Genomic DNA, 15326 nt, shown 5'->3' on the forward strand with positions numbered 1-15326 from the left:
AGGCTGCATTGCAGTCGATGAATCGGCCTTCCGGCGTCGAGATGAAGTCGCCGGTCAGGTCGTCCTCAAAGAACTGGTGGTATTGCTCTTCGCTCTCCCTAAGCGCTCGTTCGGCACGTTTTAGATAGGTGATGTCCTGGCCGAAGATGAGGCCGCCCTCGGCGCCGGTGCTGCCTCTCAGGATTGTAATATGCCAGAGAAACGTCCGTGTTCCGCCGGGAGGACGTCCAATCTCACTTTCGAACCTGCGGCTCCACTCCCGGCTATCTTGAACAGCCTTTAGGAATGCGTTCTTCCATTTAGCCGCCGATTCATCCCGTAGCGTCAGTTCGAACCAGTCTCTCCCTACGGCTTCTTCGCGATTGATGCCGAGCAGTTGGGCTCCGGGCATATTTATCAGCAGGATGCGTCCCTCCCGGTCGAGCGCAGCAACGATACCGGCGGCGGCGTCGAGATACAGCCGGAACCGGTCGCGCTCAAGTTGAATCGTCCGCTCGGCTTCGCGTATCGCAGTAACGTCCCGCGCAACACTGACGACTCCGACGATGCTGCCATCCTGGGACCTCACCGGAGCGAAGTTGGCTTCAATACGCCGCTGCATTCGGCTTTCTTTAACGTCGAACTCGACCGTCTGAGAGATGCCCCCAAGCGCATCCTGAACGGCGTCGGACGGAATCTTCCCGTGCTCCGGCCCGAGGATCTCAAGGTCGGTCTTTCCGATGAAGATGTCGGCCCGGAAGTCGCCGTGGTCGAGCAATCCACTCCAGACCCCGCTGATACGGCCTGTCGTGTCGTAGAGGAGGATCAGATCCTGAATCGAATTGACGACGGTACTGAAGATTTCTTCGCGCTCCGCCAGAAGTTGCTCGTTCTTCCGACGTTCGGTGATGTCCTCGGCAAAGATGTCGATCCGCTCGGGTTTGCCTTCCCGATTGAAGATGCCGATGCCTTGCTCCCGCACCCAGCGGATTTCGCCCGTTCGTCCAACGATGCGATAGACGACTTGAAATCGGCGCCCTTCAGCAAGCGCGCGCTTGATCTCTCCCCAAGCAGCGTCGTGGTCTTCCGGATGCACCAGTGAATTGAAAGGGCGGCCAATTGGCCCCATCAGTTCTTCGGGAGTGTAGCCGGTTAAGGCACGGCAGCCGTCGGAGATGTATAGAATCGTCCCCGGTTCGTCGGGCAGCACACTATAGACCATGCCGGGGAGATTCCCGATAAGGGTCTTCAGGCGTTCGCGACTGCGTCCCAGTTCGTCGCGCTGGACGTGGAAGCGCTCCAGCAGCCGCGCCAGTTCGCCGAATTCGTTCGATTTTGCCATGAGCGGTCGGGCGGGCTCGAGGCTGCCCTCGCTAAGCGAGCGGGTAAGCCCTTTGAGGGGCGCCGCGACCCAGCGATTTAGCAGCAACAGTGCCAGGAGTAGTCCGAACGAGCCGGTGGCGAAGAAGAGCGTGAACGGCTTGGCGGCTTCGATGTGGAATCTGGCCAGCGATGGCGAGAAGTATCGAACGTGGAGATAAGCCGACGCCGCTGCCCCGGACGGTGGGAGGGGGATATCCAGGATTATTTGAGGACTGCCTGCTTCTCCCGAATGAGGAGTGCCGGACTCTTCCGTTTTCGGCTGACCATTGCTGCCAACCGGAGCAAGTTCCAGTTCGCAACCGGTCATATCGGTCAATTCACCTAAGTGGGCGTCGTCCCAAGCCTTGAATGCAAGGAGGAACCCTAACGGCCGGGAGACCCGCTTGGCATCGCTGGTCGGCTGAATAGGCGCAATCCGAAACTCGTAGAGTTCACTGTCCGCACCTCGCGAAAAGCCATGCTGAAACCAGGGACGAAGGGTATCGGATGACAAGACTGCCGAGCCGTTTGTCAAGGAGATTGGTGAGGCAGTAGCCAGGGGAAAGTGGATCGAGTCATTAGATGGGCCGGCGCGGCCTTCGCGCCAATGCTCAGAGATCAATCGGCCCGAGAGATCGACAATGCGCACTCCGTCGAGTTTGAAGGAGAGCACCCCGACCTCGAGGTTCTCTCTGGCCCAAGTCGGATCGGGGGATTTCAGATACCCTACCAGTTCATCCCAGTAGGAGTAATCGTAGGCGAAGAGACGCAGGGGCTCGCCGCGAAGGTCGATGACATCGCGAAGCAACTGTCTTATCTCATCTTCGCGGGTTTCGCGGATCGCCCGGTGAGCCGCCTGTCCTGAATGCCGCTGGACCAGAAGCACGACGAGGATCGACGCCAGGAAGAGCGCCATGACCAGCAACATTCGCGAACGGACGGAGACGATCATTCCTCGGGGAATGCTAAGATGATGATGATGATAGGATTGATGGCGGACAGATCTTCTCCCGCAAGTGCGGGAAGGACGCATCCCAAAGCCTAATCAATATAATTCAAAAGCAGAAGGATAGAAACGACTTAAGGCCTGAGTTCGGCGAGGAGTTTGAGGTAGGAGCCGTAGCGATCGCCGGGCAGGTCCGGAGTGCCGGCAGCGGATTGAACGGCGCAATTGGCTTCGTGGCTATGGCGACAGTTGCGAAAAGCACAGTGGCTTCCCAGACGGGCGATCTCCGGGAATGCATCCTGCAATGTCTCAGGCGTCGCACCCCACGGGGCGCACTCCCTTAGTCCCGGAGTATCGACCAGCCAGCCTCCGGTTCCAAGCGGCAGGAGCGACGCGACACTGGTGGTGTGCCGACCCTTGCCGCTATAATCGGAAATTTCTCCGACACGCAGATTCAAGGCAGGATCGATGAGGTTGGCAAGGGTTGACTTGCCGACTCCCGAAGCACCGGCTAAAAGTATGGTCTGCTGCGAGGCAATCTCCCCTAATTGCGCTATCCCACGGCCATCGACTGCACTGGCCAGGATGATCTCCTCGACTGCGTGCTGGTAGTTATCTATCCATTTGGAGAGAACGCTTAAAGTGACCAGGTCTGCCTTGTTGACGATCAACGCGGGTTCGATGCCACCGAGCCGGGCTGCAACGAGAAGGCGGTCGATTAGTCCAAACGGTGACTGTGGTTCGGCAGCCGCTGCGACGATCACGGCGAGGTCGAGATTGGCTGCAATTACTTGCGGCACCGGCTTCGAACCGGCTGCCTTGCGTGTAAAGAAGTTGCGGCGGGGCAGGATCGACACGAGTCGCCAGGATCCCGATTCTGTCTCTACAATCACCCGATCGCCGGCTGCCGGCTGGTCTTCAGGCTCGAACGCCCGACGCCACCGGCCCGGCAACGCCAGACGGTGGTCTATTTCATCGATGCGCACGACCGCGTAGTTGCCGGATATACGTAGAATGCGCCCTTCGACCTGAGGCAACGCGCGACGATCCCCCGACCTTGAATGCTGATGATGGGTCATACTACTTGGTGCAATTAGTCTTTGTCCTCTCCCCCCTGATTCGCGGGGGGGGGGAATAAAAGGGGGGGCAATGTGGGATTGCTCTACTACCCCCCCAAGGTCCCCCCGCTTTGCGGGGGGGCGAGACAAGATGATATTGCATCCTTCAATAATGGTCTCGATCCCAAAACGGACGAAGCCCGCCGTGCTGGCGGGCTTCGTCACCGGTTGACGGCTTGAGGCTGGCTGGCGCTGACGCCGTCCGGCCCCGGACGAAGCCGTTACTTCTTCACGGACAATATCTTATACATCCCGGTTCCACAAACGGAACAGGTGCCCTTCATAGCCGGGCGCCCGTTCTTCATGGTAACCTTCTGGGCTTTCGCCATCTTACGCTGCGCCTTGCATTTGACGCAGTAGCCCATTTCATCCATCGAAACCTCCTTTAGGGTGGGTTGAAGGGTTGCTTCGTGTGAAGGTGAAAGTTAAGCACTCAAATCGCAAAGTCAATAGGTGAAGGCCATTCCGGACAAAAAAAGTGCGTCTCCGCACAGTGGGGAGACGTCACCATCATCCAAGGCTGTCAAGTTCAAGCACAAAATGTGCTTACAGCGCGTCGCTTCGGCCAGAGCCTGAAAGTGGATCCGATTTAATCACCGGTCTCGATTCGGCCTGCCGCTAATGACCCGAGGGCTTCTTACGCGGCGCCGACTTCTTCGTTCCAGTGCCGGGAGGCGGAGTCGGTGCTGATGGCATAGCCGGGGGCGTCACCGGGCTTGCCGGAGCCATGGTGTTCATCGGAAGGGGTGGAAGCGGCGGTGCAAGCGGCGCCAGTCCAAGTTGAAAGAGCGCGCCTTCAGCCAAATTCCCGCCCCAGTATTCGACGATCAACCCCTCCTTTACCCGCATCATATCAAAATGGCTGAATTGAAACGATGATCCGTTGCCGGTGTGACCGGCAAGAAGCCCCTCATGACGCCCGGAAACCGTGTAATAAATCACTGCCATTTCACCTTCCGAAACGACCTGCACCAGAGTGAAAACCGCATCGGGCGAAGCGAATCTGAATTCGGCCAGCCTCCGCCGCAGACTCTCCCGCCCCGACTCTTGCTCACCGGCCATTGCGCCATGGTCGAGCATCGTTGCCGCAACGTAGGTATTCAGTTTGCCGACATCGCCGGTGACAAAGACCGCACGGAAGAATTCATTCGCAATGGTCCGAGCCGGGTGCCCATTGGAAACGGCAGACGGTTCCGACGAGAGGTACGGCAGCGGTGGTGGAGCAGACAACTGCGCCAACGCAGTTGCAATGGAGACGAGTCCTGTAAGAAGGCTGCTTATGGTAAGCAACTTATTAGAACGCATGGAATTGAGCCTTAATTGGAAAGCGATGACGGCGATTTACTTGAGATAGACCGCCTTTACCGGTCTTGTGTGAGGCGCATCGGGCCAGAGGTAATAGACGCCGACGGGTCCCGATCCCACATGCCATAGAGTCTGTTGACTCCCGACCCCGAAATTTAGTTCACCTACCTTGCGCCCAAGAGGGTCGAAGACATTCAAGCGCAATGGCGACTGGTCCGATGCTCGCGATACCGTCAGAGTTCCATTGAAGGGATTCGGCCAGACTTCGAGGAGCGTGAATGTCTCCGGCGACTCGGGGGGATCTTCCTCGCCAACTGAGGTCAACGTGAAGCGAAGGAACTGGAAGTAGAGCCGGAGCAATTCAAGTTTGCGCCCGCCCCAATCGACGAGCCCGCCGAACGGGAAGGTCTGGAGGATGATCCGATAACCGCCGTCGCCAACTACCATCGAGCCGCGATGGGCATTCGACTGATCGGTAAAGAGCGATAGACCGCCCTCGGTCGGCTCGATCTGATCGATGTAATGATCGACCACGCCCCGATAACGATAAACGAAGTTCTGCCCCGCAATGCGCGACTCGGCGTTGGCGGTCAGTCGCCGCAGATTTCCCGTTTGGGAGGAAACGCCCGGTCCGACATAGTTCGCACCAAGGTAATCCCAGAGGAGCGAATCGCCGGCCAAATTGGTCGCAACGTCCGGACCGACCAAAACGAGCCTGCCGCCCGCTTCAAGATATGAGATGAGCAACCGTTGTTCCGGGGCGGTCAAGCCTTGGTCGATGTCGTCGTCGCCTTCCCTCCACGATTCGAGGTAGAGAACGACATTGTAACGGAAGAGGTCGTTGGGAAGTTCCCGACCTCGTCCTTCGGGAGCCGCGTTCAGGGCGCCGAGCATCCCGGTTACGAGTTCGACCTCGGTGGTCATGATGGTGTCGCCCCGGTCGTCGGGATGCGGAAAGGTGTGCTCCCCGGGAATGCGCTCAAGAAGGAACAGGTGTAGGTCTTCCGGGCCGGGACCGGGCGTTATGTAGGCATCGAACCGCACACGGCCATCGCCGACCGGCTCAATATTGCGCAGACTAACGTCGGTTTCCCGGCCAAAATAGTCGCGGGTGCTCGGCTCGGTGTCACCACCGAACATTTCATTGAAGGTATTGCCGGGCCAGGGGTCACCGGCATCACCGCCGTTGGCGCCATGTTCAAGGTCGTAGTTCCCATCAGCCTGCTCAACGGCAACTTTATAATGCAGTTGATTACCCGATCCGGGCCACCAGGCGTGGTTGTTGTTCTCCATCGTCTCGTCGATATGGTAGATGACGAGACCTTCGCCCGGAAGCGAGCGGTCGAAGCCGATGCGGCGGCGATTTTCAATCAGGAAATACTGGCGTCCGAATTCTCCACGCCGCCAAATGAACCGGACATCGCCTTCGATCTCGACCGGTTCGAGGGTCAGGCCGATTTGGTTATCGACGATCGGGAAATAATCGAGGAAGCCGACCTGGGACTTGCACCAGGCGTCGAAGTGAACCGGACGGCGGCCCCCTCCACCCCATGAGCCGCCGGCCATCATCGACCAGGCTCCGACGCCGGAAGATTCGTAGGTGCCGTCGTAGAGGTCCGGCAGGCCGAACATCGAGTGGCCTAATTCGTGGCCAAAGACGCCGATCTGGCCATTCTCCGGCTCCATAGCGTAACTGGCGAATCGCACCCCATCGGGGCGAACATTGCCCGGCACCTGCCAGGCATGAGACCAGATGTCGTCGTCGGATCCGGTTGACTCTGCACCCGGCCCCGCGTGAACGATGAAGATCGCTTCGACGACGCCGTTACGGTCATTGTCGTAGTCGCGGAAATTGACATCGGCATCGGCGGCGCGGATGGCATCCTCGGCGAGCCGTTGGGCGTTACGAGGATAAGCCCCAAAGCCGTTCCGCCCGCCGACATAGTAGGCATAGTCCTGCGGCATGCGATACCAGCCGAAGACCTCGCCGACGATATGGACTTCGCCGTAAGAGTTCTCGAGATACCAGTCGCGCATGCTGCCGCCGTCGAACTCACCCTCAGAAAAGAGCATCGTCTGATAGTGCTCGACCGGGCTGGCACCGGTGTCGGCTTCGTTGTCGGCGAAGTCCGCCAGGATGCAGATAGCGCGCAGGATGGTTTCGTCGCTCCCGTCGCGGCGATGCTGCTCAATGTGAAAGGGAAACGGTGCATTTACGCCGCGCGCGCGAACCTCGCTCGTGATACCTACCGTCGAAAGTGGGCGGTTCTCCTGCTGCAGGCGCCGGGCGAGTTCGGGATGTGGCGGCATGGCATAGGCGAGAGCCGCACTCAAGAAAGCGAGCAGCGCGAGAAAGTGAGATGAAAGACGGCTCATTGAAAAGCCTTAATGACTAATGACCAATAACTAAGGATGATATCGATCGATGAATGGACGGCGTTAAGCCCGGAAGTTTGCACGTGGATTCAAGTACCTGCCATCAAGCAGGTCTTGCTCATTGCACTTCAATCTTGGGTCATCGAAGATCGCAGTTCCTGCGCTTCGTCTCGGGCGTCGATCAGGAGATCGACCAGTTCCGGCTCGAAGTGCGAGCGCTTGGCCGCTTCCATCATCCGCAGTGCATCTTCGGGAGGAACGGCTTCTTTGTAACAGCGGCGCGAAGTGAGCGCATCATAGACGTCGGCCACGGCGCAGATGCGTCCGGCCAGAGGAATATCCTCGCCCGCCAGGCCGTTCGGATAGCCGCTCCCATCCCAGCGTTCATGGTGCGTTAAGGCAATCGCTTCGCCGGTCTGGAGAAAGTCCGAGTGCGACCGGGTCAGGATCTTCCCGCCGATGACCGGGTGCGTCCGCATCTGGCCCCACTCGAGGTCATCGAGCGGTCCCGGCTTGAGCAGGATCGCCGGCTCGATGCCGATCTTGCCGACATCGTGCATCGGACTGGCGTAGCGCAATTTCTCTATCTCGCCCGGCGTCAGCCCGAGCCGCCTCCCGATCATGTCGCAGTAGAGGCTAATCCGGCGTAGGTGCGCGGCGGTGTCGGGGTCCTTGTATTCGGCGACCACTGCAAGCCGGTGTATGGTGTCAATCTGGGCATCGCGAAGTTGCCTCTGGGCGCCGACAAGACTATCGAGAGCACTCCTGAGCGAGGCGGAGCGTCGTTCGACAAGCCGCTCAAGGTCTTGCTGAGCCCGGCGCACTTCGTCCCGCGCCGTTTTCATTCGAATCAGCGAGGTGATGCGGAACTTCAGTGCCACCGTATCGACCGGCGCCGAGATGAAGTCGTCGGCTCCGACTTCAAAGGCGCGCAGTTGATGCTCGCGGCTAACCGGACGACCGTCGCCCGACACCATCACGATCGGCAGGTCATGCATCGTTCCGTCGTCACGGATGCGGGCGGCGACCTCATACCCGTCAAGGCCGGGCATATCGGTATCAAGCAGCGCGAGGTCGATGTCGAAGTGGAGTTTGGCTAACGCCTCGTAGCCGTCGGCGGCACTTTCGACATCGTAACCGAAGGCGAGCATCTGACTTGCGAGCGAGTTAAGCTGTTCGACCTGATCGTTCACCACCAGGATGCGTCGCAGTGCCGAAACGACCGGAATGATCGCCATGTCAAGTGCTCCTTCCGATGCGGGCTCCCGGCAGCCGGACGACGAGACCGCGAAGTTGCATCGTCGTCAGGAGGCGGTTCAGTTGAACTGCGCCCAGTCCGGACTTGCGAATGGCGTCATCGATCAGCATCGGTCCCGGTTCAAGCAAACGGTAGAGTTTTTCCTCATCACCTTTTAGGTCGGGCAGGGCAAGCGTGGCGGCGACGTTCAACACCGGCGCAAGTTGGCTCTTCAGTCGCTCGATGATGTCCGCAGCCGACTCGGCCAGATGTGCGGTGCCGTCCTTGATCAGTCGATTGACGCCAGCAGAGCGCATCGTTCCGGCAGCACCCGGGACGGCAAACAGTTCGCGGCCCTGTTCGATGGCTGTCTTGGCGGTGATTAGCGCCCCGCTCTTGGTCCCGGCTTCGACGATCAGGGTGGCAATCGAAACCCCCGAAATGATCCGGTTGCGCTGCGGGAAGTTGTGCGGCTCAGGCGTCGTTCCGGGCAACAATTCGCTTACGACCTGGCCTTGCTTCGCGACCCGGTCATAAAGCGAGCGGTGTTCACGCGGATAAACAATATCGATTCCAGTGCCGAGCACGGCCATCGTACGACCTCCGGCGGCGAGGGCGCCCTCGTGAGCCTTACCGTCGATGCCGGTCGCCATGCCGCTCACTACCGCAACACCCTGCTGAGCCAAATCGGCAGCGATCCGGAAGGCGAGCCGTGCGCCATGCTCGGTGGGTGCTCGCGTCCCGACGATGGCGACGCTATATTCATAGAGCGGCGACGGCTCACCGAGGATATAGAGCAGCGCCGGCGGATCCGTCGTCAATTTCAAGCGTGGCGGATAGTCGGCATCCCAATACGAAACCAGCCGCGCTCCGATCCCGGTGGCTTTGGCGATTCTGGACTTTACGCCGTCAAGCGACCTGGCGGCTTGATGGACACTTCGCCCAACTCTGAGTGGCAGATTGAGCGCCGAAGCGATCTCTCCGGCCGGCGCAGCGAGGGTCTGGCCCGGTGAACCGAAGAGGCGCACCAGTTCGAGCGCCCGGCTGCTGCCGATGTTGGGCGCATTCAGCAGGGCTGCAAGACCGAACCGGAACTCGTCATTAGGGACCGGTACCCGGGCTGCAGTCGGAAACAATTCGGGACTATGTTCCTTGAGATTGGACAAGAATCAGGATATGACAGACCTACTCAGTCATTTATATTACTGGGGACAATTAATTGTTGACACGTAGCGCCAGCATCTTGCTGGCTATGAGTGCCGCCAGGATGGCGGCGCTACGGTTGAAGTGTGTCATATGTTTCCCGCCCCCCTTAATAATGAGGTAGTAATGCTCACCAAGCACGGCGTCGAGGTTCCCGAGAAACTCGCACAAGCACTGACGGATCATCCCGCAGCACGGGCTGCCTTCGAGAGCCTCCCTCCTTCCCACCAGCGCGAATATGTGGAGTATGTAACTGAAGCGAAGAAGCCTTCGACACGCACCGCCCGGTCCGGCAAGGCAATACCCATGATCCTCGAATATGCCTCCTTCAGGAAACCGAAGCCCTAACACTTGATACTTGATACTTGGCACATGATACTTGACACTTATACCACCCCCAACCTTCTCGCCAATATATCCACCAGTTCGCCTAGTCCCTCACCGGAGAACGACGATATCTCGAGGTCGAACCTAAGCCGGCTCCGGCTGGCGCGAGGCAGATCCGATTTCGACCGCACGATGATCCTCGGCAGCCGCATTAGTTCGGCCGAATACCCCCCTATCTCTTTCAGCAGCCCGTCCAATGTCGTGCGGTAGTTGGCATCGTTCGAGTCGATAAGAACAACGAGCAGATTGGTTCGTTCAACGTGCCGCAGAAACCTCCCCCCCAGTCCCCGTCCGAATCGCGCACCTTCGATCAGTCCCGGAATGTCGGCGATGGTAAAGCGCTTGAAGTTGTCGAGCATCACCACTCCGAGATTGGGGGTCAGGGTGGTAAAGGGGTAATCGCCCACCTGCGGTGAAGCTGCCGTCAAGGCTTTCAGGAGCGTTGACTTGCCGGCGTTGGGACGACCGATCAGGCCGACATCGGCGAGCAATTTCAGTTCGAGGTGGAGTCGTCGCGACTCGCCGGGACGGCCCGGTTCGGCACGTCGCGGAGTCCGGTTGGAAGGCGTAGCGAAGCGAGCGTTGCCGCGACCGCCGTCGCCGCCGTAAAGAACGAGTGACTCCCCTGCCAATGCTAAATCGGCAAGAATCTCACCCGTTTCGGAATCCTTTAGCACCGTCCCGACCGGCAGGTCAATAGTAATATCGGCACCGGCCCGCCCCGACATTCGCGAGCCTCCGCCTGGACGGCCGTCTTGGGCGCCAATTACTCGTTTCAGGGCTACATCGGAGAGCGTCCCGACATTCATCGAAGCGCACAGGACGACGCTCCCACCACGGCCACCGTCGCCACCGTCGGGACCTCCTTTGGGTACGAACGCCGCCCGGTGGAAATGGACGGCCCCGTCGCCGCCTTTGCCGGCTCGAACCTCTATCGTCGCTTCGTCGATGAATTTCATGATGGGTCAAGTATCAAGTGTCAAGTGACAAGTGACAAGCAGCCTAATCAAACGGCACGGTCGTTTCGATTTCCAACCTACAAATAGAGTTCTTTGACTTATTCGTCTCTCACGCCACGAATCGCCGTCACGTGCCCTCACGTGACGGAAAGTTCGTGCTCATATGCTGTCACGTGAGGCACGTGACAGCGGCAATCGCTGGATAAATCAAAGAACTCAAATACTTGTTACTTGGCACTTGGCACTTGGCACTTGATACTTATTCTCTAATAGACAAGTGCTCGAGCGCAGATGCGCCCGAGCACTTGTCTACTCATAGAGCGGAAGTGCCTACTTCACGAGCGCCAGTTTGCGGCTGGCAACCCGGCCATCGGCAGCCTCGAGACGGAGCATATAGACTCCGCTCGGCAGTTCCGAGGCGTCGATCACCAGATTGTGCCGTCCGGCTTCGTAATTGCCGTTCGTTACATCGGCGATCAGTCGTCCGGCCATGTCATAGAGGCCGAGTTCGATCCGTCCGCGGCGCGAGAGTTCGAATCCGACCGTCGTCCGCCCGTTGAAGGGATTCGGGAACGACGGATGCAGCGCAAAGCCATAGACGGGACCGGTGCCCGGCTCGCGCACATCAGCCGGACCGATATCCTGCCCCGAGCGCGGCGCCAGCGCATAGCGGCCGTTATTCTCGGTGAAGATGCCGGTCATCGACTGGATCGTAGTGCCCTGTCGGAAGGAGCGAATGTTCGCTTCGCCAATCTGCCCCTCGGTCAGGCCAATGGTAGTGAACCAACCTTCGCCGGTCCGGTCGGTGATGGGCCAGTATTGCGTAGCATCGGGGTTGATACCGGAAAGGGTATCGACTTCAAAGTCGAGCAAGCGCACCAGCACACCTTCCAACTCCTCGGCGCGACGGGCAAAGGTGAGGTCGCTGACACCGCCGACCAGCACCGGCGCGGGAGGATTCTCCTGCCCCAGCACTTCGATGTTGGCAGTTTGGATATACGTGCAGAACTCCCAAACCCGTCGGTTCTGTGGATCCTGTTCCATGACGGTGCCTGTAACGCGGACGCGGGCACCGACCTGCAATTCCTGTTGAACGCCGCGCACCATAATACCGGACCAGCCGGCGGCGGCATCCTGGATCACGTAAGCGCCATAGGTCTGCGCAAACGAGGACGGGGTCGTTACTACCCCGGTTAGCGTTACCTCATAACCGCGATAGATCGAGTAGTCGGTCTCCCAGTTGGCCGGCCGGAACTGAACGTCGCGCACCCGCAGGCCGCCATTGTTACGGACCACATAGCCGAAACGGTAGTTTTGCTGCGGGCTGAACGAAGTGAGGCCGACGCTGTTGGTGGCCTGGATACGGTAATAGACCGTCGTCCCTTCGTCCTGCCCCGGAATCGACGCACCCCAAACATCACCCTGGACGCGCGCCATCTGGATCGCTTGTTCTTCGCCGTTGTTGTAGGAGACGAGCAACAGCACCCCGTCATCCGGCAACTGGTTGGCACCGCCGGGGACGACGGTGGCGGTTACCTGCACCGCCTGACCCGTGAGCACCATCCCGGAACTGCGGCGCACCGACCGCTCATCGATCTGCGGGCGGGCTTGGGGATGATTGTGGAAGATCCAGCCGTCGGTGGGGAGTGCAACCGGATCGTTCAAGTCGAGTTGATCGAGCGGAATGCGCTGATAGATCACCGGGTTGTTAGTCGCGGTGCCCTCGTTTTGAGGAATGCCGCCGGCATCAAGGTCTTTGATGTAGGTGATGTGAAGAGCATCATCGACGCGCGCCGAGACCGAAGGCCAGTTCTCGCTTTGGCACTGACCCGGCTGCGGCGCTTCCTCCTCCTCCCAACGGGTGTTGGTGATGTTGATCGGCTCGCGCCAGGTTATGCCGAAGTCGGTCGAAATCGAGACCATGATCTCGGCGTTGTTGTAACCTGCCGTCGAGGTGTCGGTGGCGCCTTCAAGGTAATCGAAGCCGTCACCTTGCTCGTTCACCTCCATGATCTTCGGGAAGTTGACCCAGACGAGGTAAATCTTGCCCTCTTCTTCAGGGTCAAAAGCAATCGAAGGCCGGTCGGCGTTCATCCGCCAGGCGCCGGTGCGGGTGGCGTTTGCGGTCCGGTTGAAATACCAGCCGTCGAAAACGAAAGTAATCGTGTCCTCCTGGCCGTTCCAGAAGAGCAGGTAGTCGTGCTCTCCGGTGACGCCGGTAACCGGATCGCCGCCCGGCTCGGGGTTCTCCCAGAAGCCGCAGACCGAGAACGCCGCATAGAGGCCTTCATCACCCCAGGGGTCAAACTGAATGTCAACGTCGGTGTAGGGGCGAAAGGTGTCGCCAAGTGCAGCGGTCCGGTCCACATTGACCAATTCGGGGTCGATGGGGATGATATTGGTCAGACTCCGGATGCCGTTCTGCCAGTCGAAGTCACGACCATTCTCGGAGACGATATAGCGAATGTCATTATTGCGCTGCCAGGCGCCGCGGAAGCCGTCCCAAGCACCGAGATTGGCACCGACCCGGTTGTGATGCCAGGCCACGACCACGCGGTTCGATGTCGGCGATGCCGAAACGATCGAAGTGATGCAACCAGCGGTATCGACGTTTATGGGCGGATTGAGCCACTGCCACTCTTCGAAATTGTTGTTGGTGGGCGTGCCGCGCCAGTAGGCGACCCGCTGCCAGATTTGCTGCTCACCGCCGTTCTCGGTCGCCGTCATATGGGTGATGTTGTTGCGGCTGATGTCCGCCTTCGGCCAGGCCAGTTGGACGTTGTTCCAGGCCGACGGATAGTGAGCGCTGAAGGCTCCGAAGCCGCGGGCAAAGTCGGCCGACTGCGCTGACCCGAGGTAGGTGCGATCCTGCTCGACGTGCCCGAGCACATGATAGATCGGCATCGCGCGGTTGTCGGCGGGCAGCACGGTGACCATTCCATAACCAGAACGGGTGCCGTTGTCGATCACGCCGCCAAGGTCGTCCGGCCCGAGCAGCCAGTTGCCACCCTCATCGAGGAAGTTGTAGAACTGGCGCCGGGTGCCGGCAATGTCGGCAACATAGCCGCGCATATAGGTGAAATGCACCCCGCCGTCGGTGTCGAGATGGACCATTTTGCTGATGGTCCCGTTGTGTTGATAGTCGTAGTAAGTCCGGCCGTAGGTCGTCAACTGGCCGACCGGCGGATCGCGCCGCGGCCGCTCGACATCGTCATAGACGGGAGTGATGTCGAAGACCGAAGCCGGAAGCGGCTCGTCGCCGGTAACGATTTTCACCAGTGGCGCGTATGCGGGGGACTTTAGGTCGAGTTGGGCCGGCACCGGTGCGCCTCCACGAGCCCAAAGGCTCGCTGCAGCCACCAGAAGGGTCATTGCCGTAGGAAGCAGAACCTTCCTGATCATTCTTTCCTCCTGAACTTGATGCCGGCTTGATTGAGCCGGTCGTGGGCATTTTCGAATTTGGGAGTCAACCCCGCCGGCAAGGCCGAACGGGTAAAACCGATTCATCAAAACAACTTACGAAACTGCAGCGGCGCTTGTCAAGAAGCGACTCGCATCGCTAGTCGAAGATACCAATCGAGGGCCGCTTGACCCCAAAAGAGCGATACGAGTGTCCCCAACGCCAGAAAGGGACCGAAGGGTATCCTCGAGCCCCATTCCCGCCGCCCGATCAAGATGGCGCCGAGTCCGATCACGGCGCCGGTCGCGACACCGAAAACGAACATCCCGAGCGTATGCCAGGGCCCGACGAAGAGCCCGATCATACCGCCTAACTTGACGTCGCCATAACCGAGCGTCTCCTTCCGGAAGAGCACTTTGCCCAGAAGCCCCATGAAGATCATCAGCCCCAACCCCATCAGTCCGCCGAGCAACATCATCAGGACGGCGTCGCGCCGGAGCAGCAACGTTGTCGCAGCAGCGATGAGGGCTCCGGAAAGGGTAATTGCATTCGGAAGTCGCATCGTGTCGAGGTCGATGGCCGAGAGCGCGAGGAGGAGAGCCGCGAGCGCGGTGTAGTGCAGCGCATCCCAGGTCAGGCCGAACTTCATCAACATCGCAACGGCCAACAGCCCCATAAGCGCCTCGACAACCGGGTAGCGCAACGATATCCGCCCCCGGCAGCCGGCGCACCGGCCCCATAAAAAGATATACGACAGGATTGGGATATTTTCGAGCGCCCTCACCGGCCGTCCGCAATGAGGACAGTGCGATCCCGGCCGGACGATAGATTCGCCGCGTGGCACCCGGTGAATCACCACGTTAAGAAACGATCCGACCATCGTCCCCAGGATGAAGATCAGCACCGGCAGGAAAGCCGCAGACTCAAGAACCTGGAGTGAAGAATTTAGTATAAAGAACGAAGAATGAATTGTGACTGAAGAATGAGAGATATGCTCTAATGCAAGCCGGTCGTCCGGCGAAGCCACCCGATAACTGCGACTATTCCCTCAAAT

At 59.3% G+C, this 15326-nt stretch carries 10 protein-coding genes; 1 reads left to right on the top strand and 9 read right to left on the bottom strand.

Features of this window, described 5'->3' with window-relative positions:
* The 6 genes from FJY67_04325 to dprA all read right to left on the bottom strand — a co-directional run.
* Nucleotides 1–2374 (bottom strand): PAS domain S-box protein (locus FJY67_04325; GenBank protein MBM3328688.1); only part of this gene is annotated, 2374 nt, incomplete at its 3' end.
* Nucleotides 2375–2421: 47 nt separating this feature from the next.
* On the bottom strand, nt 2422–3366 hold the full coding sequence (gene rsgA, locus FJY67_04330) for a ribosome small subunit-dependent GTPase A (protein ID MBM3328689.1): 945 nt from the start codon (nt 3364–3366) through the stop codon (nt 2422–2424).
* Between the two features lie 657 nt (nt 3367–4023).
* The gene (locus FJY67_04335) at nt 4024–4710 is read right to left on the bottom strand and encodes an ester cyclase (GenBank protein MBM3328690.1); all 687 of its coding nucleotides are present in this window, start codon (nt 4708–4710) and stop codon (nt 4024–4026) included.
* A gap of 36 nt (nt 4711–4746) precedes the next feature.
* Nucleotides 4747–7086, bottom strand: a complete 2340-nt coding sequence (locus FJY67_04340; protein ID MBM3328691.1) for a M6 family metalloprotease domain-containing protein — start codon at nt 7084–7086, stop codon at nt 4747–4749.
* A gap of 128 nt (nt 7087–7214) precedes the next feature.
* Nucleotides 7215–8324 carry a response regulator gene (locus FJY67_04345; protein ID MBM3328692.1) on the bottom strand — a complete coding sequence of 370 codons (1110 nt, stop codon included), beginning with the start codon at nt 8322–8324 and terminating at the stop codon, nt 7215–7217.
* A gap of 1 nt (nt 8325) precedes the next feature.
* A complete protein-coding gene (dprA, locus tag FJY67_04350) occupies nt 8326–9489 on the bottom strand; it encodes a DNA-protecting protein DprA (protein ID MBM3328693.1) in 1164 nt (387 codons plus the stop codon).
* Between the two features lie 163 nt (nt 9490–9652).
* Between dprA and FJY67_04355 the strand changes: the two genes are divergently transcribed.
* Nucleotides 9653–9874: a YdeI/OmpD-associated family protein gene (locus FJY67_04355; GenBank protein MBM3328694.1), complete on the top strand. Its 222-nt coding sequence runs from the start codon at nt 9653–9655 to the stop codon at nt 9872–9874.
* A 38-nt stretch (nt 9875–9912) separates the two neighbouring features.
* Here the strand turns inward: FJY67_04355 and obgE are convergent, their stop codons facing one another.
* From obgE to FJY67_04370, 3 genes are all read right to left on the bottom strand, one after another.
* Complete coding sequence (gene obgE, locus FJY67_04360; GenBank protein ID MBM3328695.1) at nt 9913–10872, bottom strand: GTPase ObgE; 960 nt, start codon at nt 10870–10872, stop codon at nt 9913–9915.
* A gap of 330 nt (nt 10873–11202) precedes the next feature.
* Complete coding sequence (locus FJY67_04365; GenBank protein MBM3328696.1) at nt 11203–14379, bottom strand: T9SS type A sorting domain-containing protein; 3177 nt, start codon at nt 14377–14379, stop codon at nt 11203–11205.
* A gap of 32 nt (nt 14380–14411) precedes the next feature.
* Nucleotides 14412–15299 carry a prepilin peptidase gene (locus tag FJY67_04370; protein ID MBM3328697.1) on the bottom strand — a complete coding sequence of 296 codons (888 nt, stop codon included), beginning with the start codon at nt 15297–15299 and terminating at the stop codon, nt 14412–14414.
* Nucleotides 15300–15326: the final 27 nt, after the last annotated feature.

It is taken from the genome of Calditrichota bacterium, assembly GCA_016867835.1.
Classification (GTDB): Bacteria; Electryoneota; AABM5-125-24; order Hatepunaeales; family Hatepunaeaceae; genus VGIQ01.